General features: G+C 47.9%; 21 protein-coding genes and 2 pseudogenes. 9 read left to right on the forward strand and 14 right to left on the reverse strand.

Translation table 11 applies throughout. The annotated features are described in order from the left end of the window. Window positions 1-512: 512 nt before the first annotated feature. The 3 genes from H6F74_RS03610 to H6F74_RS03620 all read left to right on the forward strand — a co-directional run bounded on the left by H6F74_RS03610 (window position 513) and on the right by H6F74_RS03620 (window position 4,743). Window positions 513-1,226 carry a Crp/Fnr family transcriptional regulator gene (locus H6F74_RS03610; protein ID WP_190436449.1) on the forward strand — a complete coding sequence of 238 codons (714 nt, stop codon included), beginning with the start codon at window positions 513-515 and terminating at the stop codon, window positions 1,224-1,226. 143 nt (window positions 1,227-1,369) lie between these two features. Then, on the forward strand, window positions 1,370-2,086 hold the full coding sequence (locus H6F74_RS03615; RefSeq protein WP_190436637.1) for a helix-turn-helix domain-containing protein: 717 nt from the start codon (window positions 1,370-1,372) through the stop codon (window positions 2,084-2,086). Between the two features lie 488 nt (window positions 2,087-2,574). Beyond that, window positions 2,575-4,743 carry a P-loop NTPase fold protein gene (locus tag H6F74_RS03620; RefSeq protein ID WP_190436452.1) on the forward strand — a complete coding sequence of 723 codons (2,169 nt, stop codon included), beginning with the start codon at window positions 2,575-2,577 and terminating at the stop codon, window positions 4,741-4,743. Window positions 4,744-4,763: 20 nt separating this feature from the next. Here H6F74_RS03620 and H6F74_RS03625 read toward each other — a convergent pair whose 3' ends face one another. Together H6F74_RS03625 and H6F74_RS03630 are read right to left on the reverse strand one after the other, a co-directional pair. Continuing rightward, window positions 4,764-6,242 carry an MFS transporter gene (locus H6F74_RS03625; RefSeq protein WP_190436453.1) on the reverse strand — a complete coding sequence of 493 codons (1,479 nt, stop codon included), beginning with the start codon at window positions 6,240-6,242 and terminating at the stop codon, window positions 4,764-4,766. Window positions 6,243-6,482: 240 nt separating this feature from the next. Further along, complete coding sequence (locus tag H6F74_RS03630) at window positions 6,483-8,018, reverse strand: MFS transporter (protein WP_190436455.1); 1,536 nt, start codon at window positions 8,016-8,018, stop codon at window positions 6,483-6,485. A gap of 482 nt (window positions 8,019-8,500) precedes the next feature. Between H6F74_RS03630 and H6F74_RS03635 the strand changes: the two genes are divergently transcribed. Next, window positions 8,501-8,695: a hypothetical protein gene (locus H6F74_RS03635; protein ID WP_190436458.1), complete on the forward strand. Its 195-nt coding sequence runs from the start codon at window positions 8,501-8,503 to the stop codon at window positions 8,693-8,695. Window positions 8,696-8,862: 167 nt separating this feature from the next. Continuing rightward, window positions 8,863-9,576, forward strand: coding sequence for a Crp/Fnr family transcriptional regulator (locus tag H6F74_RS03640; protein ID WP_190436461.1), 714 nt, complete (start codon window positions 8,863-8,865; stop codon window positions 9,574-9,576). Between the two features lie 575 nt (window positions 9,577-10,151). On the opposite strand, the gene H6F74_RS03645 is transcribed toward H6F74_RS03640, so the two are convergent. The 12 genes and pseudogenes from H6F74_RS03645 to H6F74_RS03695 all read right to left on the reverse strand — a co-directional run bounded on the left by H6F74_RS03645 (window position 10,152) and on the right by H6F74_RS03695 (window position 18,638). Then, a complete protein-coding gene (locus H6F74_RS03645) occupies window positions 10,152-11,576 on the reverse strand; it encodes a cation:proton antiporter (protein WP_190436463.1) in 1,425 nt (474 codons plus the stop codon). A 127-nt stretch (window positions 11,577-11,703) separates the two neighbouring features. Further along, the gene (locus tag H6F74_RS03650; protein ID WP_190436467.1) at window positions 11,704-12,036 is read right to left on the reverse strand and encodes a hypothetical protein; all 333 of its coding nucleotides are present in this window, start codon (window positions 12,034-12,036) and stop codon (window positions 11,704-11,706) included. A gap of 93 nt (window positions 12,037-12,129) precedes the next feature. Continuing rightward, window positions 12,130-13,269 carry a sodium-dependent bicarbonate transport family permease gene (locus H6F74_RS03655; RefSeq protein WP_190436470.1) on the reverse strand — a complete coding sequence of 380 codons (1,140 nt, stop codon included), beginning with the start codon at window positions 13,267-13,269 and terminating at the stop codon, window positions 12,130-12,132. A 135-nt stretch (window positions 13,270-13,404) separates the two neighbouring features. Next, a pseudogene (locus H6F74_RS29825) lies at window positions 13,405-13,615 on the reverse strand (SulP family inorganic anion transporter); the annotation flags it as partial. 35 nt (window positions 13,616-13,650) lie between these two features. Beyond that, window positions 13,651-13,944: pseudogene (locus H6F74_RS03660) on the reverse strand (SulP family inorganic anion transporter); the annotation flags it as partial. 786 nt (window positions 13,945-14,730) lie between these two features. Continuing rightward, on the reverse strand, window positions 14,731-15,390 hold the full coding sequence (locus tag H6F74_RS03665; RefSeq protein ID WP_190436473.1) for a Na(+)/H(+) antiporter subunit B: 660 nt from the start codon (window positions 15,388-15,390) through the stop codon (window positions 14,731-14,733). After that, window positions 15,387-15,971: a DUF4040 domain-containing protein gene (locus H6F74_RS03670; RefSeq protein ID WP_190436476.1), complete on the reverse strand. Its 585-nt coding sequence runs from the start codon at window positions 15,969-15,971 to the stop codon at window positions 15,387-15,389. Before H6F74_RS03670 ends, H6F74_RS03665 begins: the two co-directional genes overlap by 4 nt. Next, window positions 15,964-16,242 (reverse strand): monovalent cation/H(+) antiporter subunit G, encoded by a 279-nt coding sequence (locus tag H6F74_RS03675; protein ID WP_190436479.1) that lies wholly within the window; start codon window positions 16,240-16,242, stop codon window positions 15,964-15,966. Before H6F74_RS03675 ends, H6F74_RS03670 begins: the two co-directional genes overlap by 8 nt. Beyond that, entirely contained in the window at window positions 16,239-16,490 is a 252-nt protein-coding gene (locus H6F74_RS03680; RefSeq protein WP_190436481.1) for a hypothetical protein, read from the reverse strand. Before H6F74_RS03680 ends, H6F74_RS03675 begins: the two co-directional genes overlap by 4 nt. Continuing rightward, entirely contained in the window at window positions 16,487-16,876 is a 390-nt protein-coding gene (locus H6F74_RS03685) for a Na+/H+ antiporter subunit E (protein ID WP_190436485.1), read from the reverse strand. The genes H6F74_RS03680 and H6F74_RS03685 overlap by 4 nt, the downstream gene beginning before the upstream one ends. Continuing rightward, complete coding sequence (locus tag H6F74_RS03690; protein WP_190436489.1) at window positions 16,873-18,306, reverse strand: cation:proton antiporter; 1,434 nt, start codon at window positions 18,304-18,306, stop codon at window positions 16,873-16,875. The genes H6F74_RS03685 and H6F74_RS03690 overlap by 4 nt, the downstream gene beginning before the upstream one ends. Continuing rightward, the gene (locus tag H6F74_RS03695; RefSeq protein ID WP_190436492.1) at window positions 18,303-18,638 is read right to left on the reverse strand and encodes an NADH-quinone oxidoreductase subunit K; all 336 of its coding nucleotides are present in this window, start codon (window positions 18,636-18,638) and stop codon (window positions 18,303-18,305) included. Before H6F74_RS03695 ends, H6F74_RS03690 begins: the two co-directional genes overlap by 4 nt. A 312-nt stretch (window positions 18,639-18,950) precedes the next feature. Here H6F74_RS03695 and H6F74_RS03700 point away from each other — a divergent pair, with 312 nt between their 5' ends. The 4 genes from H6F74_RS03700 to H6F74_RS03715 all read left to right on the forward strand — a co-directional run bounded on the left by H6F74_RS03700 (window position 18,951) and on the right by H6F74_RS03715 (window position 23,576). Then, window positions 18,951-20,060 carry an AAA family ATPase gene (locus H6F74_RS03700; protein WP_347269473.1) on the forward strand — a complete coding sequence of 370 codons (1,110 nt, stop codon included), beginning with the start codon at window positions 18,951-18,953 and terminating at the stop codon, window positions 20,058-20,060. A gap of 188 nt (window positions 20,061-20,248) precedes the next feature. Continuing rightward, window positions 20,249-22,906, forward strand: coding sequence for a HEAT repeat domain-containing protein (locus H6F74_RS30380; RefSeq protein WP_190436498.1), 2,658 nt, complete (start codon window positions 20,249-20,251; stop codon window positions 22,904-22,906). A 69-nt stretch (window positions 22,907-22,975) separates the two neighbouring features. Then, a complete protein-coding gene (locus H6F74_RS03710) occupies window positions 22,976-23,368 on the forward strand; it encodes a hypothetical protein (RefSeq protein ID WP_190436501.1) in 393 nt (130 codons plus the stop codon). A 55-nt stretch (window positions 23,369-23,423) separates the two neighbouring features. After that, on the forward strand, window positions 23,424-23,576 hold the full coding sequence (locus tag H6F74_RS03715) for a hypothetical protein (RefSeq protein WP_190436504.1): 153 nt from the start codon (window positions 23,424-23,426) through the stop codon (window positions 23,574-23,576). Window positions 23,577-23,582: the final 6 nt, after the last annotated feature.

Genomic DNA, 23,582 nt, shown 5'->3' on the forward strand with positions numbered 1-23,582 from the left:
TTTCTGATTACTTTAGCCCGTCGTTTAGGCTGTCGCACTGTTCCCGATTGTATCCGCGATCTTGCCAATCAGGTTCACCAGGTTTTTCTCTGGCTAACATGAAACCACCCTGCCCTTCCCTGCAAGGGAAGGGGGCTGGGGGGTTAGGTCTTCCGAATTCGCCAACAACATCTTGAAAATCGCAGCTATACAAACGAAGTCTGTGGGCAATTTACTCTCATTGGGATGCTCCGCGATCGCTTTCCAGAAAGCTGCGCTAACACGATCTGCTATAAGCAGCAGCACTTCGCGATCGCAACTCCTTCCACACCCCCAACCTCTTGGCTCTGTACCGCCTATATCGCTTGCAATATAGGCGGTACAGAGTTTAAATTGGCTATAATAGAAGAGCCAGGTTGTAAATTGCTGGTCAATCAACACCTTTTGACATTCGGACTAGGGTATAAATTCCTCTCCCCGTGCCGTCAGTTGTTTCTTGCAACGGGTTAACCCTAGGAGATTCCTAATACCCAATGTCTAACGCTTCACCCCAAGCAGTCAATCGACTGCTAGCTGCTCTGCCTGTGGCTGAGTACCAACGCCTTTTTCCCAATCTAGATCACGTCTCGCTTTCTCTTAAGCAAGTCCTTCAAGAGGTTGGTGAACCAATTGAATATGTCTATTTCCCCCAGAATGCAATAGTTTCTGCGCTCACAACGATGGCAGATGGCTCGATGATCGAGGTTGGCTTAGTGGGTAAGGACGGAGTTACAGGTATCCCCGCCGCTTTGGGAGACAACATCGCAGCCACAAACGCGATCGTGCAAGCAGCAGGTTCTGGCATGAGGATGAAGGCAAGTGTGCTGAAAACCGAGTTTGAGCGGGGTGGTGTACTGCAAAGTCTGCTATTGCGGTACATGCAAGCGCAGCACGCCTTCGTTACGCAAAACGCTGCCTGCAATCGCCTCCATCATCTGGAGACGAGACTAGCTCGTTGGCTATTGCTCGCCTGTGACCGTGTAGGGTCAAACGAGTTGCCCATGACTCATGAATTTATGTCCCAGATGCTGGGTGTACGACGTGCAGGTGTCACGGAGGCGGCTAACGCGCTTCAACAGTCAGGACTGATTCGCTACAAAAGGGGAAAAGTTATCATCCTGAATCGACAAGAATTGGAAGCGGCTACGTGTGAGTGTTATGAAATCATTAACGGCGAGTACGCTAGGTTGCTAGGCACAGACGGTTAATTATCTAGCACACAAGAGCCAAGTTCTAACTTACTGGTAAATAAACACCTTTTGACATTCGGATTAGAGTCTAAATTCTTCTCCTGATGGTGTTAGTTGTTTTTTCTAACAACATTCAACGCGAGGAATTTCCTCGCTACCTCATGCCCAAAGTTGCACTCAAACCAGTCAATCGGCTGCTAGCCGCTCTGCCAAAAGCTGAGTACCAGCGCCTTGTTCCATATCTAGAAAGCGTCCCGCTCCCTCTCAAGCAAGTCCTTTACAAGAGGGGCGAATCAATAGAATACGTCTATTTCCCCCATCGTGCAATAGTTTCTTTGATTGCGACTACGGAAGAAGGCTCGAACGTCGAAGTCGGCATAGTGGGTAATGACGGAGTTACAGGTATGCCCGACCTTTTGGGAGACAACATCGCGACCATAACCGCGATCGTGCAGCGAGAAGACTCAGGCATGAGGATGGAGGCAAGCTTACTTAAAACTGAGTTTGGACAGGGTGGTGTACTGCAAAGCTTGCTGCTGCGGTACACGCAAGTACTGTACGCTCTAGCCTCACAAAATGCGGCTTGTAACCGCCTGCATCAAATCGATGAGAAACTTGCCCGTTGGCTACTGCTCGTCTCTGATAGTGTAGAGTCAAACGAGTTGCAGCTAACTCAAGAATTTATGGCTCAAATGCTGAGTGTACGACGTCCGGGGGTCACGGAGGCGGCTAGCCGCCTTCAACAGGCAGGACTGATTCGCTACCACCGTGGCAGAATAAGCATCCTGAATCGACAGAAATTAGAAGCTGCTTCCTGTTCGTGTTATGGAATCATCAAAAGCCAGTACGCTAGGTTGCTAGGCACTGACAAGGGTTGAGAGTTGTTGTTAGATAGAGATGCGATTGAGAAGTACATTGCAAGCGTTGAGTTTGGCAACGATGTTCCTTCTACACAAGCAGCCTTAACCCTAATGTCCATCGAACAGTAGACAAGAGCAGAGCTTCATTGATGCTACTTTATGGACATCGGTATAAAGATGAGCGATCGCATGATTAGGACGTAATTCAATAGACCTCTTGCAAAAGTCAGCCCTGAATGAAATAAATTTCGGACTGAAAGCCAAAGTTAGCCCTGAAATAAATTTCGGGCTGAAAGCTAAAGTTAGCTAAAGCTAACTGGCAAACATCCTCAACCCGTTTTAACGGGTTTTAGCTTTAAGCCTGTTCGCGTAGCGTTCCCGAAGGGTACTTTAGTTCAAGGCATTTATGCAAGAGGTCTAACACCCCACACTCAGCACGCCAGGGGGTGTTAATTAAACGAACGTTCAATGGCAAGGACACCTTAGCTAACAAAGAGAGAGACTGCATGGCTCAAACAAAGAACGATTCAAAGGTCTTGCCAGAGGATTTTAGTGACCCATCGGCAGACAACGCCTTAATCGAGCCGAAACAAGACCGATTAGGATATGCACCCTTTGCCAAACATCTTGCAGACAGTATTTGCCAAATGAACTTTCCTGAAGGGTTCGTTATTGCAGTTTACGGTTCCTCAGGTTTTGGCAAATCGACACTATTGAACTTCTTAACGTATTATCTCCAGCAAAAGCCAAAGAGCGAACAACCTATTATCGTCCCTTTTAATCCCTGGTTATTTTCTGGGGGCGAAGACATCACAAGGCGGTTTATTAACGAATTACAGACAGTTTTGAGCAAATTCAAAGCTGTCCCCAAAGGCTTCATAAGTCGAATAACCGATCTTGCTAAAGTTGTTTCTGAAATTCCTCTTCCTTACGCTCAAGCTAGCAATGCGCTCGTAAGATTATTTGACGATAAAGAAAAGGAGACTTCCGACTTAAAAGAAGAAGTCGAAGATACACTCGAACAGCAGCATCCGCGAATCGTAGTAACCATTGACGATATTGACAGGCTCACCGCTGAAGAGATTAGTCAATTATTTTATCTTATTAAATCAATTCCCAACTTTACTAACGTTATCTATTTGCTCGTTTTCGATCAAGAAGTTGTCATCAAAACCCTCGCAGATAAACAACCTATACCTGGAGAAATCTACCTCTCTCAGATTGTTCAAGCTTCTTTTGAGTTACCTCTCCCAGATAAAACCTCACTCCGCAGGCTACTTTCTGAAAAACTCAATGGCATACTGACTGACACACCAAAGCCACTATTCAATCAAAATCGCTGGGGCAATGTTTACTTACAAGGAATAGACTACTTTATTACCAATCCTCGCGACATTGTTCGCCTGACCAACCTCTTAACCGTGACATATCCAGGGGTCAAAGGTGAAGTGAACCCAGTTGATTTCATTGCTATTGAGTCCCTGCGGGCCTTTCGCCCAATGATATATGACATAATCCGCAAAAATCCTACATTCTTTGCAGGAAACGCGGATACCAAAGGTTATCTAATTCCGACATTGGACGAAATCAAAAATTTTCACCATTCGTGGCTGGCTCAGTTTGAAAATGAGGATAAAGAACCAATCAAACGGCTGCTATTGCACCTTTTTCCTAAATTAGAAGCCGTTTGGCGTAATACCTCCTCCCCTGCACACGACGAGTCAATATGGCGCAAGCAATTACGTATTTGTAGCTTAGATATATTTCCCAACTACTTCCGTCTGGTATTAACACAAGATGAATTCTCTAATGCTGAGATTAAAGCAATCTTTGCCTTAGCAAAAGATGCAAAGGCATTTGGGGAAAATCTTGTAGAACTCGCTGATCAAAAACGCTCTGATGGCACGACTCAAGTTCGGGCATTTCTCGAACAGCTTGAGGATTACACTGAAAAAGAAATTCCTACCCATTGCATTCCTTCAATTGTGAAAGCTTTCTTTGATGTCGGCGACCAGCTTTTACCTCCGGAAGACGAACCGCAGGGAATGTTTGATTTTGGCAATGACATTAGAATTGAACGCCTGATCTCACAACTGTTGCGTCGGATTGACGAACAAACACGGTTTGAAACCTTGAAAGAGGCAATGTCAAACGGTAACGCTTTATCCATAATTGTGCGCGAAGTAGCAACCTTGGGTCAGGAACAAGGTAAGTATGAAGCCGATGATATCCCCGAAGAGGAATGGCTCCAGAGCGAAGAACACCTTAAAGAACTTGAAGAAATAGCCTTGAAACGGCTGCGAGATGCTGCACAACAAAACTCCCTACTGCAAGCCCCAAAGCTATCTGAAAAATTACACTATTGGCAAGCTTGGGCAGGAGAAGACGAAGTCAAGCAATGGGTTGAAAAGATTATTGATAATGACGAAGGGCTAGTTAATTTCTTGGAGAAGTTCCTGCAAAAAGATTTTAGTGAGTATGGGTCGAACGGGACTCAAAAAACAGGCTACAGACTTGACCCTAAGTGGCTTGAACCCTATCTCGAACCATCCTTGATCCTTGAGCGAATTAGCCGCCTCGATGAAACGAGCGAGTTAACAGAAGATCGGAAAAATGCGATCGCGCAATTTATCCGAGAATGTGAGATGCGGCAGCAGGGACAAGACCCAGATTAGGCAAGGATTTAAAAGCAAACTTATTCCTTTGCTTCAATCAGCTTTGTTGGCTGCGTGACTGGGAACAGGACTCGCATTAGCTGACCCAGAGGCATAGAACGCTGCTCATGAACAAAAACTAAGGGCAGCACGGCAACTAACCGTAACATAGCTGAGAGAGCAAACACCGTTGGCAAGCCACCAAAATTAGTCACAGTCGCGACATAGCCACCAACGCTAATTCCGATTGCTCCAGTGATACCAGGAACCGCCGCAGCAACAGCAAAATAAATCGACTGATTGCGTAGCGGTGTCACCGACATCATCAGATTACCGCTGCACAGGTCAATCGCTGCCCACGTCCCACCGCCTACGATATGCAACAAGGGGAACCAAACCCAAAGGAAAATTGGAGCAGTTCCAGCTTCTAACCACAGTAGAGGTGTCAGAGCCACCAAAATTCCTACCATTATCATCAGCGGGCGATTGCCAATCCGGTCAGCCAGTCTACCCCAGAACATCAGCATCAGCAAGTTAGCACCAGCTCCCAAGCTGCCATAAAGCGTCACCACGCTCACATCTAGCTTGAGATCGCCCAGCAAGTAGAGGTTAAAGAAGGGAGCGCTGACATTAACCGCGAAACTCCACAAGGCTGAGTAAAGAAGAAACCTCAAAAAATTGGCATCCTTGAGGAAGCTAAAAACTCTCTCTCCGGATGCCCCTTGCTCTGTATCCTCAGCGGTGGCGTGTACTAGCTTTGGGTTCACATCGCTCATCCAGAAGTGAAAGCCGAGACTGATTATCCCCAGCACAATTCCCACAACCAAGACCACACCGAAGCCAGAGAGCGCTCCACCGGGCCACTTCGATACCGCTAGACCCAGCAGCGGCACGCTGATGAGATTGGTCAAGTTCACAACACTATTGCGGAAGCCAAAATACCGCCCCCGCAATCGCTCTGGTACTAACACAGCTACCCAGGTGAAAAAGGAAGCACGACCCAAAGCTTCCAAGATATTAGTCACCCAGATAATTGCCAATGTCAACAGCACCAACTGGTGCGGCTGGATACGAGATGTCCTGACTAACCAAATCCCTGGCACAATCAGCAACCATAGCAACCGCGACGTGCCGAAAATCAACAGGGAATACCAGTTACGGCTATTGATGCGGTCTCCCACATAGGCTCCCAGCGGTTGCAATAAATTCGTCAACTGGGCAATAGAGGCGAACATACCAATTTCGACGGCACTGGCACCAAGATCCAGCAAGAAATTACTGAGTAACGCGCCGCCGATGATACTGTAAAAGACCGTAGCCAAGGCTCCTTCGGTCGTTAATGCCCGCAGGCTTGTCCGAATTTCTGCCTTGGGAATTTTAGAGGGCGGCTTTGCAGGAAATACTGTCTCGGATAATGCCTTATCCTCTGGTTCGACTTTTAATACTAAATCTTTCTCGGTTTGTTGAAATTCAACTACTATTCCTGCCCCGTTCAGTAATCCTGTAGATAGAGGATTCATGGGTATATTTCTGTAACATATGCTACATTATACCCCCAAATAAAAAATCATACTTTTTTCGTTTCTTGAAACATCCCCACTAAGATAGATTTCGGGACAGATTTGGGTATCAAAGAAGGCGGCTCTCCTCCCATCTCTTTCAAAATATGGGAGGAGAGCCGCCTTGTTCATGGTTCATAGTTCATTGCATAAACACGAATCCCTCCCCGTGAACGGGGAGGGATTCGTCAATTCGGCATCTCAAGGCTGACCGGATGAGCTTGCAGGTGAACCTTCCTCCTCAAATTCTTCTATTAATGGTAATGGCTTCAAACTGGTGCGTCCTGCTTGAATGGCCCCTGCTTGCCGCTTGAGCGTTGGGATCAGGACTTGCATTAGCTGACTCACAGGCACAGCGCGCTGCTCATGAACAAACACCAAGGGCAGCAGGGCAACTAACCGCAGGACAGCTGAGAGAGCAAATGCCGTTGGCAAGCCACCAAAATCAGCCACAGTCGCGACATAGCCACCAACGGTGATTCCGATTGCCCCAGTGATCCCAGGAACCGCCGCAGCAACAGCAAAATAAATCGACTGATTGCGTAGCGGTGTCACCGACATCATCAGATTGCCACTGCACAGGTCAATCGCTGCCCAAGTCGCACCGCCGAGTATGTGCAACAAGGGAAACCAAGCCCAAAGGAAAATTGCAGAAGTTCCAGATTCTAGCCACAGTAGAGGCGTCAGAGCCACCAAGATTCCCACAGTTATCATCAGTGGGCGGTTGCCAATCCGGTCAGCCAGTCTGCCCCAGAACATCAGCATCAGCAAGTTAGCACCAGCTCCCAAGCTGTTATAGAGCGTTACCACGCTGACATCTAGGTTGAGGTCGCCCAGCAAGTAGAGGTTAAAGAAGGGAGCGCTGATGTTAACCGCAAAGCTCCAGAAGGATGAGTAAAACAAAAACCTCAGAAAATTGGCATCTTTGAGGAAGCTAAAAACTTTCTTCAAGGGCGAGCCGTGGTCTGTATCCGAATCGGCGGCGTGTACTAGCTGCGGGTTGACATCGGTTATCCAGAACTGAAAGATCAGACTGAGTGTTGCGAACACAACTCCCACAACCAAGACCACACCGAAGCCAGAGAGCGAACCACCCGGCCACTTCGAGACCGCTAGACCCAGCAGCGGCACGCCGATGAGATTGGTGAAGGTCACTACACTATTGCGAAACCCAAAATACCGCCCCCGCAATCGGTCTGGTACTAACACAGCCATCCAGCTAAGAAAGGAAGCACGACCCAAAGCTTCCATGAAATTACTCAGGCAGATAATTGCCAATGTCAACAGCAGCAACTGGCGTGGCTCGATACGAGATGTGCTGACCAACCAAATCCCTGGCACAATCAGCAACCACGGCAGCCGCGACGAGCCGAAAATCAACAGGGAATACCAGTGGCGGCTCTTGATGCGGTCTCCCAGATAGGCTCCCAACGGTTGCAGCAAATTGGTTAGCTGAGGGATTGAGGCGAGCAGACCAATTTCCACTGTACTGGCACCGAGATCCAGCAAGAAATTACTAAGCAACGCGCCGCCAATAATACTGTAAAAGACCGTAGCAAAGGCACCTTCGGTAGTTAATGCCTTGAGGCTTTTCCGAATATCTCGCTTGGGAATTTTAAGATGCGGGTTTGCAGTTGGAGGCAGCTTCGTCTCTGTTAATGCGCTATCCCCTGGGATTTCTTGAATTGGGAGAGGAGTCGCTTCTACTAAAATCTGATCTTCTTGTTGCCCGAACATACTGTATAGCAATATTTAAAGAGTTAACGGGAACTAAATCGCTACCTTCACCTGAGCGCATTTCCGACAACAAATCTCTTAAAAAATGCTTTGTTCAAATCCTATAATGGCAACTTCTTCCCTATAGGGTTAATTACTAAACTCTATAGTTTCATAACTCTACCCAAAAGGTGTCCCAAAGCAGCCAAAATTTTTTTTGATTTTATATGCACTTTTAATGAGGTTTATTATTCATTAAAAAATTGATCTTCTAGATTAGGCTAATATACTGGGGTCTATCAGACATCCTTCTATAGAATTATTATTTTAATGAATCTATTTTTAGTTTTAAATTAGAAGAGTTGCTTGAACTATTCTAGCGTTAATCAAGCGTTAATCATTATATGTCATTTCTCAAGAGTGCTTTCTTTAAGACCTCCCTCTAACGATTGTCGATTGGCTTAAGATGCGAGTCTAGAACAGTACCCCGGGTACATCCCAGTTTGGCAAAAATACCGGGCGATTGGAAATCGCGGCTATACAAACTAAGTCCGCCTGCGCGGACTCAATTCAGGCTGGGTCGGCAGGCTTTGTTTGTGGAGCATCGGGACTTCCAACCTGTGGGCGATTTGCAAATACGGGATGCTCCCCAGTACCCCCACCTATTAGCTCGGTGCCGCGTCTACCGCAAGCGGTAGACGCGGCACCGACTTTCAATTATTTAGCATAAAAGAGCCAGCTTTTCAGTTCCTGGTGAACAAACACCTTTTGACATTCAGAACTAGGGCCTAAATTCTTCTCCTGATGCCGTAAGTTGTTTTTATAACAACGATTCCATGAAAAAATAGGAGATTCCTAATCCTCGATGTCCGAAGCCTCACCCCAGGTAGTCAATCGACTGCTAGCTGCTCTGCCAGATGCTGAGTACCAGCGCCTTATTCCCCATCTAGAGTTCGTCTCGCTCTCTGGGAGGCAAGTCCTTCACAAAGCTGGTGAATCAATTGAATACGTCTATTTCCCCCATCGCGGAATAGTTTCTTTGCTCTCCGCTCCCGAAGAAGGCTCGACGGTCGAAGTCGGCTTAGTGGGTAATGAGGGGATAGTGGGTATCCCCGCCACTTTGGGAGACAAGATTGCGATCGCAACCGCGATCGTGCAGATAGCAGGCTCTGGCATGAGGATGGAGGCAAGCTTACTTAAAATCGAGTTTGAGCAGGGCGGCTCACTGCAAAGTTTGCTGCTGCGCTACACACAAGCGCTGTACGTAGCCTCACAAAACGCTGCCTGCAACCGCCTGCATCAGCTCGATGAGAGACTTGCCCGTTGGCTACTACTCGTCTGTGAGTTTGAAGGGTCAAACGAGTTGCCTCTGACTCAGGAATTTATTTCCAAGATGCTAGGTGTACGACGTTCGGGTGTCACGGAGGCGGCTAACCGTCTTCAACAGGCAGGACTGATTGGCTACAACCGTGGCAGAATAACCATCCTGAATCGGCAGAAATTAGAAGCCGCTTCCTGTTCGTGTTATGGAATCATCACAGGCGAGTACGCTAGGTTGCTAGGCACTGAGAAGAGTTGAGAGCTGTTGTTAGATGAAGATGCGATCGCATCTCCGGCGCTCTAGGCGATCGCTTGCTCAACTAATATCGTTGTCCTGACGGGGTGACAACCCCGTCAGGGGGAGAGGTCAAGCCTATCTTGGTAGGGGATTTATTAAATGCGCGATCGCTGATAAATTCCTATGCAAATTTCTCACTTTGTGGAAGAATGCTATGTTTACTAATCGCAAACTCCCAGGACAATTTTCCACCCTTCTAAGCGGAATAATTGCTACGGCTTCATCCAACTTCTACTCAAAGCCTAGTATTAAGTCAGTCGGTAATCGTAAATACAAATAACTTCTAATATACGCTCTTTGATTAACTTTCCTTTTTATCTAATAAATTCTCATTTTATTTACGGATTCTAGTGAATCTCATTTTTAGATATGTGGCATTTATAGGCATTTGCAGGATTCACACAAAGCATTATCGCTGATCTGACTAAGCTGCGTAGCAGCTTAGTTCATAGTTCATGGTTCACTGCGTAGAACGCCATGAACCATGAATGGCGAATCCCACGACTGAACTACGTGGGAGGCGCTCAAGGCATAGGCTAAGATTTACCCGCTAGAATTGGTTCCTCACTCGAAGGTTCTCCTTTGGTTGGGGGTTCCACTGGCTGACCAAAAGCGAGCCGCAAAAACGGTGGTGCTAGAAATGTGGTCAGAATCACCATGACAATAATAGATACCTCCAACGGCTTATCTAGAACCCCACTCGCAGAACCGATTCCGGCAAACACTAACCCAACTTCACCCCGTGGAACCATGCCAACCCCAATCGCAAGTCGATTGATTCCGGGCTGACCAAACACCACCCAACCTGTCACCACCTTGCCGACGATGGCAACCACCATCAAAAATGCGGCAATCAAGAGTCCGGCACGATTTTCAGGCACCGTCGGATTCAAGACACCCAGATCCGCCCGCGCGCCTACCGTCACAAAGAAGATCGGCACCAGTAGATCGGCGATTGGCTTCACCAGTTCATCCAACTCATTGCGGGCATCGGTTTCATCCAGAACCAAGCCAGCGGCAAAAGCACCCAAAATCGCTTCTAGATGAATCGCGCTGCCCAGAAATGCCATGAAGAAGGCAAAGATAAATGCTGGCATGACAACGTTGCCACGGGTTTTAAATTTCTCCACAACAGCAACGAAGGTTTTGTTGAAGATGCCACCTAATAGGATGGAACCAATCAGAAACGCTGTTGCACTCACAATTAGGTAGATGACATTAGCAACATCAATCTCACCCGTTTTGGCTAAACTGGCGACAACGGCCAGGACAATGATTCCCAGTACATCATCAATAACCGCAGCACCAACAATGATTTGACCTTCTTTAGATTTAAGCTGTCCTATTTCAGACAATACTTTGGACGTAATCCCGATGCTGGTTGCCGTCAAAGCAGCACCTGCAAAAATTGCTGGAATTGCAGGTGTGTGAAATAACATCATCAAGCCAACGGTGCCAGCGGCAAAGGGAACTGCCACCCCCACACAGGCGACGATCACAGCTTGAGTACCCACTTCTTTGAGTTGTCTGAGATCCGATTCCAGACCAATTTCAAATAGCAGAATAATTACGCCCAATTCAGCCAGCACTGAAATGACTTCACTCTGAGACTCATATACACTCGTGAGGGCTGCGGGAGACAGATGATTAATCCATTGCAGCACGGTCATAACCGCTGAGTCTGCGGCGGAAAGTCCACTTTCGGGAAAGATGATCAGGTGTAAAGCAGATACCCCGACAATCACCCCTGCTACCAGTTCACCCAGAACGGGTGGCAAATCAAATCGTTTAGCGGCTTCTGCGCCAAGTTTACTAGCGAGATAAATCACTACTAAACTCAGCAGAACTCCAGCCAGAACAATCGGTGAATTTTCTGCCTCGACAGTTGCCAACAAGGGCATGGGAGCAATTAGGGATGCTATCCCAGAACTTAAAGCTGTAATTGTATGGTTCAAAAACATGGGTTAGGTTTTGGTGGTAAGGACGATTCAAACCTGATTTAAATTAGAGGCAACCGATTGACAGACAGTTTTCTGACGCATTAGGTCGCCTCGATTCATCGAACCTGCAATCCTACGTCGTCTCGATTCAACAGCCGTCTGGTCCACAGAAACTGTGCCCGTACAGTACCTCCGCGTCACAGATATAGATCATGCCCGCAAAATCGAGGAAAAACTTCACTGCGACCTGATCCGCAATATTCTCGGCCATATCCCGATCCGGGGTGAGCACCTCGAATTTTATATTCGCATTGGTGTCGGAAACGTTGGGTTGTCCCGACGATCGCACGTTGCGACTTCCTTTACCGCCAGTTTCCAGAACCGTATAACCGGTTGCCCCGGATTCTTCGATGATATTGGCGATCTTTTTCAGCAGAATCTTTTCCGTGACGATGACGAGCTTTTTGGCTGCCTTGGCCATGTTGGTTATCTCCTTACCGTAATTGATCTTATATATTGAGTCGCTTGGTCTGCCGGGTCAAGGGAGGGCCGACAGACCGCGACCCGTCTGGGATTAGCTGCCGCCTATCCCGCCTATCGCCTGGGCGAGTCCGAGGAAGAGCGGTATTGCCAAGCCAATCGCAATGGGTGTACCGATAGCTGTGGAGGCACCGATGTAGGCGGAGGGATTGGCCGACGGGATACCGGCTCGCAACGTGGGCGGACCTGAGATGTCTGAACTGGAGGAGGCAATAACAGCCAGGATCACAACACCGCCCAGGCTGAATCCCGTGGCGTAGTGGGCAATCATGCCGAGACCGAAGGCGATGAACCCATGCACCAGCGGTCCCACTACGCTATACACGACGTACCACTGGGCTACCTTGCGCAGTTCGCCAAGTCTTGACCAAGCCTCCATACCCATGACCAGCATCAAGATCGAAAGCAAGCCGCGGAAGAGGGGGTCGTAGAAGCTTTTATAGACACTTTCCGGCTGGGTGAACAGGCCAAGAGCAATGCCGAGCAACATTGCTGATAGGGCAGGACCCTGGAGGCTTTCCTGCACGATCGGCCATATTTTGACCCGATTATCCGCAGACTGCTGCTTGCTGAGATACTCTTGCCGGCTGCTGGGATAATCCTGCTGATCGGGATAATCGCCTGCTGCAACGGTCTGCTTGCTGAGATACTCCTGGTTGCTGAGAGACTTGCCTGCTGCACTACGCTTCTTCTTGTTGAGATAAATGTTGGCCACTACAATCGCCGTTACGAGCGCTGGGATATCCATGAAGGGATAGAGTGCGGCAGCCCATGCCTCGTATGGCATCTTTTGTTCTTCCAATAGCGTCAGGGCGGCAGCCATAGTAGAGCCACTCACAGCACCAAACAACCCCCCGGTCGCAATCGCATCTACGGTGTTGACCTTCGGCAGCTTGGCTAACGTATAGCGTGCGATGAATACAACAAGAATCCCTACTGCTACAGCAAACGCTGCAGGTAACACCATCTCCGTTAGGTTGGAATTGCGGATCGCCTGACCACCGGTCAGACCGATTTTCATGAGCAGCATGAAGACGATGATCTGAGTAATCGCCTCTGGAATTACCAATTCGCTACCGAGAGCGGCAATGACCATACCACCAATCAAAAACCCGAGTGTTGGGGACTGCAACTGCTTAACGAAGTCCATTAAAAACAAGGACAAAAAATCCACGAATACCTCCTTATGCCTCCTCTGACGAGGAGTATTGCAATAAATGAACTAAATGAACTTTAAAGAGTTAAAGAGAGTAAGAGTGAGGCGCTTCACCCCTACACAGGTGTTGCACGAGAGCCTGTAGACAGGGCTTACGGTCATTGGCCCGGTCGGTTCAGAGATCAACGTTGGGATACCGCCAAACAGGGCGGCAAAAAAGCCGCCACAAACTGCCCCATAGAGTCCGCCGAGGGCCCCCACCCCCAAAGGCCAGAGCCAGGGGTAATGAGACAACGGCAGTCGTGACACCGCCGAAGATATCGCCCCCGAGGTTATTAAACCGGATGAGATTGGTGATTGCCATAACTGAGGTAAATGAACGGTAGATCAAACGAACTAAACGGTAAATGCCATCGCCAAACCATTGTCTGGATTGCTGGCTGTGAGTCCTGCTACGATCGCAGTCATCACCACAGTCATGGGGCCAGTGGGTTCAGAAATCAGCGTGGGAGTACCGCCAAATAACGCTGCAAAGAAGCCAACGCAAATAGCACCATACAGACCACCGATCGGTCCGACACCGGATGCAACCCCGAACGCTAGGGCAAGGGGTAACGATACAATAGCAGCCGTAACACCTCCGAAGATGTCACCCCGCAGGTTATTAAAACGAATACGATTGGTAATTGACATAGAGCAGTGAATCAATAATAGGGCAGTACCGACTTTGAACAATTGAGCGATCGCAAGACAAAAATTTTGCCTTTTCAATGGAATTAGCAATAGTAGAACCGAGCAGATTTAAATAAATATCTGCCTCTATGTCCTTAGAGATTCCAACCTTGTAAATGATTTAATTCTTCAATGTTTTTTAATTTACTATAAATAGGCATTCTTTAATCAATAAGTAGCCAATTATCCATTGAAAAATCTTAGCTTTCCTATAGATTAGAGCCACCAAAACAGCGGTTGATGATTCTCTGTATAGCGAGAGATGTACTGGGTAATGATTAAATGATGTGAAATCTCCTGTCATTTATGCGGGGAATGAGCTAATCTCCAATCTCGCAATTTCATACTTAGTGCATCAGTTCTACATACTTTTTCTAGTTATAGATTTCTCTTATCAGACCAACATATTATTAATATATGTAAAGCTGTTGTGCTGAAAACTATAACAGCAGTAAGTGAGCAAGAAAAATCAATCCTATAAGAAAGATTAATCAAAAAGGACGACGCAGTAAGGTAGCTGCTGAAACGGTTACTAATACCCCCCAACTTTCACAGCATCAACTGATATTTATCCGAATTCTCTGGAAAGCTGCGCTTAATAAATAAGTAGATACTTGGCGATTGCTGCGCTTTGTTTCTAAAACGTGCGCTCTCACCCAAATAAAACATGATGACCAGAGATGAGAGCGAGGAGGGTCTGCGCTCACTATTTTGTTCAAAATGATAATTGGTGGAGTTTAATTCTCCTCACAACAATCCCCGATAATGAATAAACACCAAAATAGCCGCCCAAGAACCCAACGCAACTTTTACTGCGACTAAGATGTTGAGCAGGGGGATAACCCCGCCGCTGAAAAGTGCGCCCAACTCTCCGTGCGGTAATTCTAATCCGACTAGAGTGATAACCGACAGGACGATAAATATAAGAACCGAAACCTTCTCCCATATAGCGGCGTGCCAGCGCTTGTAGATCGCCTGCATCCACTCCGTTGATGAGGTAATCGCAACAAGACCGATCGCGGTTCCGCCTGCCACTCCAGCCGCAAAACCACCGCCGGGACTCAGATGTCCCCGAATCGCCAGTTCGATACCCACCAACGCGGCAATGGTCGCCCCCAGACGTGCCATAACAATCGATGGTTGATCGGTGAACTGATAGATCGCGCAGAACGGCTTTTCATCCGCCAGTAGAAACTTTGCACCCATTACCGCGATCGTAAATACCACGACTTCAAAGATAGTGTCATACAACCGATTCCTGAGAATGACAGCCGTAACTGCATTAGGTACTCCACTCTCTTGTACAAGGGTTTGGACGATTGAGAGCGATAAGTCCGGTGCCGGATTGGGCATAATCAGGAATTTGACGAACAGCGCTATTCCCGCTGCAATGTAGACCCATTTCATTTATGTTCCTCCCCTGAGTTTGGTGCCTTTACATAAGTTAGGCTTGTCGCTGGTGACGAAAGTTCGGTTCGCATGATGTCATAGAGGCGTTGAACCCTAGTTGTGGTGTGATAGGGTTGTTCGTCCTCAGTCCCTACGGAGTCTTGATTATCGTACTCTCCTCTGGCACAGGTCGCATGGATTTCTTTGTCCATCAGCGCTCGGTGCAAAGCCTGCGTATTCGTGTACGGGACTACCTCAAGACGCATATAGTGTTTGCCAAAAATTGTTCTTAAGTCATCCATCAGTTGCCCTAAATGGGACTCGTCATCTGTCTCGATCGCTCCGTCTTCAAGTACACCAAGACGCATCACCAGCGATGAACGCACCGCGATCGCATAAAGCGTAATCGCCAGCAGAGTCCCCATCAAGGCTTGGGTCAAAGCCACATCCGCCGCCCCCAAAACCGCAAATACCAATGCTGCCACTGCTCCCAGTATTCCCTGCACTACCAGAGCATGGTAAGGATTGGACTGAAGTACCAGCATAAGTGCGGACAACGGCAGCAGCGCGGTTATGACATAGATATAGCTATCATTCATGGCTACCTCCACTGCTGGAACAGTAAGCCAACACATACCCCAGCACTGTATTCCAGATTGCCAAGGTGATGATGCCAAGGACGAGCAGTGGCCATTCACTAGGTATCTTCAGGAGCAGTCCGACGATGATGATCATGCTCCCTAGCGTATCTGCAACCGAAAGAGTATGCAGCTTGAATAATACTGATCGGTGGCCGATCAGGGGAAAGGTTCCCCAAAACCAGAAGAAAATTCCGATACCTATGCAGGTATAACTAAGCGCGTTGATCATAGTTCATCGATTCGTTTAAGGACTTGTGCCAACAACATTAATCCGGCATTACCTACACTTAGGATGATTACCCCTGTAACACCGAGCATCCAATCATCCCGTAAGACAGATACAACCAGGATCATGATTGATGTTTTCGTCGCAATACTGGCAAATGCCAACATTTTTTGCCAAATATCATCATCTTGCCAAGCCTCGTACATGGGTATGAGCAGAGCCAGAATCATTGCAATCAGTATCAAGTTCATGCCTTTTTCCTCCGTCGCACCCAGTGGACTTCGTACCAGCCATTTTCGTGGTACTTCAAGACAATGGTCTTGGGCGTAAAGGTGATCAGAAATATATCCAGGAAGATGAGTCCGGATGTCCGTCCGGGTTTGACTCGTTCCATCGTCACATCTTCGTAACTATGGGGACGGACGATCATTTCAAAGGCTTCCATATATGCCTGCGGAATCGCCACGAGGGTTTCCCAAAGCGCCCGCAGCCAATCGTTTAATGCTTCCGGGGTTTTAGGGCGTCCCGGTAATAGGAGTGCGATGCTGACGCCGATGATGATATTTGCCACACTCAGATTGGCGGTGAGCAAAAACCAGATGGCTAGTCGCAATATCAGATTCAGATGTCCAATCATGCCATTACTATCCAGAAGAGCAGGAGCAACATTAGACTCATTCCACCGATTAAATGCTCAAATTGCTCCACAACACGGGGCAGCTTGAGTACGGATCGTTTAAAAATCAAAAGATATGCCAACCAGCCAAGGCCGATGGTTGCCAGGGGTTTTACGATATTCTCAAGGCTATAAGCTTCGTAATAGACAATGTTTGCGACAAACAAGCCACCGAGCAGCAGGATCGTCGCTGGCCAGAAACCGGGCTTTACTACCTCTTCGCCGCCCGCTTTATGCGGTAAGAATATGAATTTGGCAAACGAGATTGCTGTTCCCAAAGCCGCAACATTCATTGCGATCGCTTGCCAAGGCAGAAGATTCTTCGTCGTCAACACCTTCGCCCCAAAGCCAGACAACAAGGGAAAGCCTGAGATCGAGAAGCTGGCAATAAGCAGAGCAATCCAAAGCGTTGTACTGAGCGGCTTGTGTTGCAACTCTTTGAAGTTGCGGCTCGGTAAAGCACCCGCAATCAGGAAGAGTGCCGATTTGACCAAGCCGTGTGTCAGCGCATAAAAGCCACCTACGACTGGGGCAGCGAGGATAAAGCCTAACTGCGAAATCGTATGAAACGCCAGCATCCGCTTGGTATCTTTTTCAAAGACGGCATAGCCTACTCCCAGAAGCGCTGTCCCCACTCCGAAGATCCTGACTATCGGATCAATCTCCTCCAACATCAGCGCACAACGCACTAGCGGATAGACTCCAGCTTTGACCACAACTCCCGACAGCATCGCCGATACTGGCGTCTCCGATTCCGAGTGGGTCAATGGCAACCACAATCCCGATACAAAAATTCCCCCCTTAACCAAGAGTCCCAGAAAGATCAGGGCAAGCGCCTCCGGCGGTGCGCCGCGCAAACTTGCAAAACTAAACGAATGATTTGTCTGATAGGCAAGCACCGCACCCACCAGATAAAACAGCATTGCCGTGTTGCTGATAAAGAGATACCGCAAGGCCACCCAAATCGAGCGATCGGTGCGGGGATAGGCAATCAAGAGAAACGCAGCAATCCCACTCACCTCTAACGCCACGTATAAACTGATAAAGTCCGCACAGGCAAACGCGGCATTGATGCTGCCATGCAAGATGATGGCTTGTGCATAGAAAAAAGCTGTTTTATCGCTGTGCCAACAGTAGAGAATGACTGCGGCTGTTACTAGCGCATTGGTCAATATAAAATAGCCGCTTGACTGATCGACGATTAATGTGACGCCGAAATGATCTAGTAACTGTAGTGTCAGGGGCGACTGTTCGACAAATAGCTGCAACGCATATCCAGCCGAAACAAAAGCCACGCACAATGCGAGAATTTTGTCAAGCTTGGGGAACAGATAAATGGTGAACCCCAAAAAAAACGGTAGTGCGATCCATGCGATGGTAATGGTAGTCATGGCGTATTGCTCTTCTCGATCTCGTTGCTTTCCAATGTCGGATTATCCCGTGCCAGCTTCATGACACCGACCAGCATTACGCACTGAATTGAAAAGCCGATCACAATCCCCGTCAATATCACCGCCTGGGGAACCGGATCGGAGTAAGGGACATTTGCGCCGTCTGAAATAATGGGTGTGAATAAACCATCTCGCGATGCAACCAGTACGTAATAGGCGATAACCCCCGTACTCATGACATCCATAGAGATGATCTTCATAACCAGGTTTTTTTTAAGGATGATGCCGAAAAATCCGCAGAATATTGTTGCGAAGACGAATGCTTCTAACACGGGAATTGCCTATGAGTAAATGCCTGTCAAATGGTGCTAAAACATATATAGCACTTTTCAATAGTGCTAAAGAACATTAACACTATTGAAAAGTGCCAGGGTAAACTATAGACTCATGCCACACTAACTTGTTGGTTTGAGCTTGAGATCGGGTAGGATAAAACACGCAGCAATAGCCGGATGAGAGAATCGATTGGCAAATCAATGCTTAACCTCAGCCCTGGCTCGCCCACCGATACAGTTGGCGGCTTGCCAACGAGTCAAGGCGTGCCGCCGGAAGGTTTCTACACTTGGGATCGGGACGCTAAAGCCGTGAATCTTGTGGATTTATCAGCACCGTTTCAATTGGTTGGGCGGCAAGCGCAATTCCAGCGAATTACCCAAGTTTTAGCCCGTGATGGCGACCTACTAATTGCTGGAGTGCCGGGAAGCGGACGGCGGACTCTGGTACGGCGGGCAGCTCAGGAAGTTGGAGTTAAAATCGTGGAGGTTGACTGCATCCGGGTTACTGATGGTCAGCGCTTCGTGCAACTGCTGTGCGAGAGCATAGACCAGACGTTTCAAAGTACAACGGCTCAAGCTTTCATCAGAGAGTGGACTGAACGCAAGGCCGCTGAATTATTTGTCCTGAAAGACGAAGGAAATGGCAGAGAGCGGCTGAAACCCGTTCGGGTAGAGAGCCAAGAGCTGCAATGGAGCGCATTTGAGGTATTACTCGATCTCCTGCAAGGGTTAGCCGAATCTTCCGGCGGACGGGTGGTGCTGATTTTGGAAAGCTTTCCCCATATCCGCTCTTGGGATCGCAATGGGGTGTGGGAAACATTTTTGCGGAAAGAAATCGAGCGCCAGACTCAGGTGAGTTATGTACTGGTGGCAACGATTGCAGAAATCAGTCTTCATGTCGATGAACCGGGGAATCATTTGGAAATCGTGAAGCTGGCTCCCTTAGCTAATGATGTTGTTGCTGCTTGGGTGCAGGAAGTTTTGCATGGCGAAGGGCTGACCTTCGATCCGCGATCGCAAGCGCTGGAACTGTTTGTCAATGCGGTGCAGGGGCACTTAGGCGATGCTTCGGCACTGGTGCGACGCCTCAAGTCGGTACGAGTTTCTGACGGGCTAATTCGCGATTGGCACGTCCAGCAGGCAATCCAAGAACTGCTAGCCGACCTATCGATGGTCTTCGAGTCATTACTGATGCTGCTTCCAGCTAATCAGGCGCATCTGTTGGAGTCTCTGGCGTTAGACCCTACTGACAAGCCACAAAGTCGAGATTACATTCACAAGCATTACCTTTCGAGAGGGGGGAGTCTCCAAGGCGCGATCGCAGGATTGCAGCACAAAGGCTTGATTTATGGTTCTGAACAACACTACCGACTTGCTCTGCCTCTGTTTGTGTTGTGGCTTCGCCAGCGCCTCAGTTGATGGCAAGCTGTGCGGGAGCGATCGCTCAAGGGGTGACAAGCAGCTCAAAAGCTTGACGGTTCTTCCCAATTCCTATACTAAATGCGCGTTAGCTTAACACTACTTTACTTTCTGGGAGAGTCTTGCAGTCGGGATGCCTAAGAAAGCATCGAGTAACATAAATCATGGACTGGCGAATTTAGCTCTCGATGGTTGGCGTTGATTTTTCTCCCTATTTAAAGTTTGTTTGTACCACACCTCGTTACCAGGAGACATTATCCCGGTACACGGTGTTGGAAGCCCAACCATTAGTGCGTGAGGAATCAGGAGGTAGGGAGAGAGAGGAACCAAGGCAGCAGGTTGAGCCATTTCCTGTATTAGAGGGTTTGCGGAAATATGTGGCGACTCATCATCATGTGTTGCTGTCGGGGAAACCGGGTTCGGGGAAATCGACGACGCTGAAGCGGTTGTTGTTGGAGATGGCAGGGGCGGCGCAGGAAGATGATGGGCAACCGATTCCAGTATTGGTGCAGCTAAAGAGCGATCGCTCTATTTTGAAATCTATTCAAGATGAATTCGAGAAGGGGGATCTTGACTGGGAGGTTAATGAGAAGGATATCAAGCGGCTGCTGCGAAAAAAGCGGCTCTTTCTGTTGCTGGATGGGGTGAATGAAATCCCGTCGGAGGAGTTGCGGCGAGAATTGCAGGAGTTTCGGGAGGATAATCCCCATACGCCGATGATTTTCACGACGCGGGATTTGGCGGTGGGAGGTGATTTGGGGATTGAGAAAAAGCTGGAAATGCGCCCACTCACGGATACTCAAATGCGGGAGTTTGTGGGCAAGTATTTGCCGGAGTATGGGGATTTGTTGCTGCGGCAATTACAGGATAGATTGCGGGAGGTGGCGGAAACTCCCCTGTTGCTGAAGATGCTGTGTGAGGTATTCGATCCGCAAACGCAGCAGATACCTAAGAGTAAGGGGGAGTTGTTTCGGGCATTTGACCAGAAGTACAACCAGCATAAGCAAAATCCGCCCGTTTCCGGAGATTTTCGGCGGTTTCAGTCGGAGGTGTTGCAGCATCTGGCGTTTGAGATGGTGCGGGGGGATAGGGAGAAACCAACGGAGGTGTGGTTGACAGTTGCCCGCAGTAAGGCAGAGAGGATACTGGAAGAAGAGTTAAGACAACGAGGGGAAACTAATGCACCAACGAAGGCGAAGGAATGGTTAGAGGATTTACTGGAACATCATTTACTGCAAGTGGCGGCAGATCCGAGGCGGATTGAGTTTCATCACCAGTTGTTTCAGGAATATTACGCGGCAGAAGCGTTGCTGGCAAGGGTTGAGAATCGGCATCCGGATGTGATGGATGATGAGCGGTTGCAGCATTTCTATTTGAATTATCTGAAATGGACGGAACCTGTAGCGCTGATGGTGGCGTTGCTGGAAGATGAGGGGCAGGAGGTGCGGCTGGTAAGGTTAGCGTTGGATGTGGATTTGGGGTTGGGGGCGAGGTTGGCGGGGGAGGTGAAGGAGGAGTTTCAGGGGCAGACGGTGGAATTGATCGCGCAGCTAGGTTTGTCCAAGCCATTGGAGGCGCATCTGCTGGGCGTTAGTCGATCTAACATGGCTACCAAAATACTATGTCATTTGTTGAAAGACCCGGACTCTGAAGTACGTTGCCGCGCAGTTATAGCTCTTAAAAAGATTGCCTCGAAAAAAACTGTTCCTCGACTACTTGAACTGCTAAAAGATCCGAAGTCTAAAGTGCGTAGCGAAGCAGCACAGGCACTGGGAGAGATTGCGCCAGAGGAAGTTTCTAGAAGACTAATTCAGCAATTGGAAAATCCAAATGGGAGTCTATCAGAGATAGCAATAACAATTGAGGCTTTGGGTTGGATCAGAGAGGAAACCGCCATTAAAAACTTATTTAAACTGCTTGAAGAACCAGATTTAGGTATACGTGGGAGAGTACTAGATGCCTTGGGTAGAATTGGTTCAGACAAGGCTATCCCTAAATTGCTCCAGCAACTGAAAGATCCAAATGACTTTGTTCGTAGAAAAGCGGCTGAAGCTATAGGTCAAATTGGCTCAGAGATGGCTGTTCCAGGATTACTTCAGCAACTGAAAGATCCCAATAGTATTGTGCGTGGTCAAATTGCTGAAGCCCTAGGTAAAATTGGCTCAGAGATGGCTGTTCCTGAATTACTTCATCAGCTAGAAGACTCAGATTCTTACGTGCGTTGGAAAGCGGGTACTGCTCTAGCTCAGATTAAATCAAAACTAGCAGTTCCCGGACTCCTTGGGTACTTGGAACATCCAGAGCCTGATGTTCGCGGAAGAGCTGCTATGGCATTAGGTGAGATTGATCGAGAAGGAACAAGTTCTGAATTGCACCAATTGTTGTTGGAAGATCCAGACTCTGAAGTTCGTAGAATGGCAAGTGTTGCATTAGATGAGGCTGATATAGAGGCTATAGAATCAAAAATTCATGTGTTACTCCAACAACTGAAACTACAAGCCTCTCTAAACTATTTGATTAGAGAAATGCATCAATTCCCAGCTATGTTTTTGGGGGAATTTGTTAGAAGAATTCCTGGTAAGGTATCAGCAAAGTATCTGCCTGAATTACTAGATTTGATATCTACCCCCGCTTGGTTATCAGCTATATACGTTCTCTCTAACATTCAACAAAATTGCCAGTTCTATAACTACGAAATTTTCCGCAAGCAGCTACCCCCAGTCGTCAACCCTCAGCCATCAGTAGCAACTGTAACCAACAACATTAATAGCGAATTTGTCCAAATCATTGAAGAAAATCACGGTACTGTCATTGGCGAACAAAACCTCAAGGCAACTGAAGACTAGATCCCAGACTTCTTAAAGAAGTCTGGGATCTGAACTCCAAACTACAAATTACAATACCCAGAGGAAATTATGACTGAATCATCGAAGTACAACATCAAAACCGACGTTAATCAAATCATCGAACAAAACAACGGGAATGTTATCGGCAAACAAGTACAAGCTTCACCCGAAAACCTGGAACAGCTTGTGTTGGACTTCCAACAATTCATCACCAGTCTGCAACAGAAATACCCCCCAATTACCAACGAAACCGCGACCGCGATCGCTCAAATCATTGACGTAGAAGCAAAACTCATCGAAATCCAAGACAAACCGCGCTTTTCAAACATCCTGAACCTCAAACGCCTCTGGAACGGTAGCAAAAAAGCTGCTATTAAAATAGGCGAACATTTCGTTGAAGAAAACCCTTGGGGCAAAGGTGCGATCGCATTTCTCGAAGGCGTGAGCGAAGAAATAGAGTAGATGAAGATGCTCTTTCCCGTCGCAGGTATTTCCATCAAAGTCAGTAAGCGATTGTATGAAATTTACAGCGATCGCAAACAACTTCCCAATAGCTAGAATAAGCATCAGCTTACTGCACCTCCCCAATCCGGGTAAAAGCCCCCAAGCGATCGCATCTCCCCTCTTGGGCAACGAAAAGCGCGATCGCTCTTTGTATAACACTCTTTGAAGGGAA

The organism is Trichocoleus sp. FACHB-90, from assembly GCF_014695505.1.
Taxonomy (GTDB): Bacteria; Cyanobacteriota; Cyanobacteriia; order Cyanobacteriales; family FACHB-T130; genus Funiculus; species Funiculus sociatus.

Coding starts and splice junctions, on each gene's coding strand:
- H6F74_RS03620 (WP_190436452.1), top strand. CDS start 2,575: ATGGCTCAAACAAAGAACGATTCAAAGGTCTTGCCAGAGGATTTTAGT.
- H6F74_RS03645 (WP_190436463.1), bottom strand. CDS start 11,576: ATGTTTTTGAACCATACAATTACAGCTTTAAGTTCTGGGATAGCATCC.
- H6F74_RS03690 (WP_190436489.1), bottom strand. CDS start 18,306: ATGACTACCATTACCATCGCATGGATCGCACTACCGTTTTTTTTGGGG.
- H6F74_RS03665 (WP_190436473.1), bottom strand. CDS start 15,390: ATGAAATGGGTCTACATTGCAGCGGGAATAGCGCTGTTCGTCAAATTC.
- H6F74_RS03640 (WP_190436461.1), top strand. CDS start 8,863: ATGTCCGAAGCCTCACCCCAGGTAGTCAATCGACTGCTAGCTGCTCTG.
- H6F74_RS30380 (WP_190436498.1), top strand. CDS start 20,249: ATGGTTGGCGTTGATTTTTCTCCCTATTTAAAGTTTGTTTGTACCACA.
- H6F74_RS03610 (WP_190436449.1), top strand. CDS start 513: ATGTCTAACGCTTCACCCCAAGCAGTCAATCGACTGCTAGCTGCTCTG.
- H6F74_RS03670 (WP_190436476.1), bottom strand. CDS start 15,971: ATGAATGATAGCTATATCTATGTCATAACCGCGCTGCTGCCGTTGTCC.
- H6F74_RS03710 (WP_190436501.1), top strand. CDS start 22,976: ATGACTGAATCATCGAAGTACAACATCAAAACCGACGTTAATCAAATC.
- H6F74_RS03685 (WP_190436485.1), bottom strand. CDS start 16,876: ATGATTGGACATCTGAATCTGATATTGCGACTAGCCATCTGGTTTTTG.
- H6F74_RS03715 (WP_190436504.1), top strand. CDS start 23,424: ATGAAATTTACAGCGATCGCAAACAACTTCCCAATAGCTAGAATAAGC.
- H6F74_RS03630 (WP_190436455.1), bottom strand. CDS start 8,018: ATGTTCGGGCAACAAGAAGATCAGATTTTAGTAGAAGCGACTCCTCTC.
- H6F74_RS03675 (WP_190436479.1), bottom strand. CDS start 16,242: ATGATCAACGCGCTTAGTTATACCTGCATAGGTATCGGAATTTTCTTC.
- H6F74_RS03680 (WP_190436481.1), bottom strand. CDS start 16,490: ATGAACTTGATACTGATTGCAATGATTCTGGCTCTGCTCATACCCATG.
- H6F74_RS03650 (WP_190436467.1), bottom strand. CDS start 12,036: ATGGCCAAGGCAGCCAAAAAGCTCGTCATCGTCACGGAAAAGATTCTG.
- H6F74_RS03615 (WP_190436637.1), top strand. CDS start 1,370: ATGCCCAAAGTTGCACTCAAACCAGTCAATCGGCTGCTAGCCGCTCTG.
- H6F74_RS03625 (WP_190436453.1), bottom strand. CDS start 6,242: ATGAATCCTCTATCTACAGGATTACTGAACGGGGCAGGAATAGTAGTT.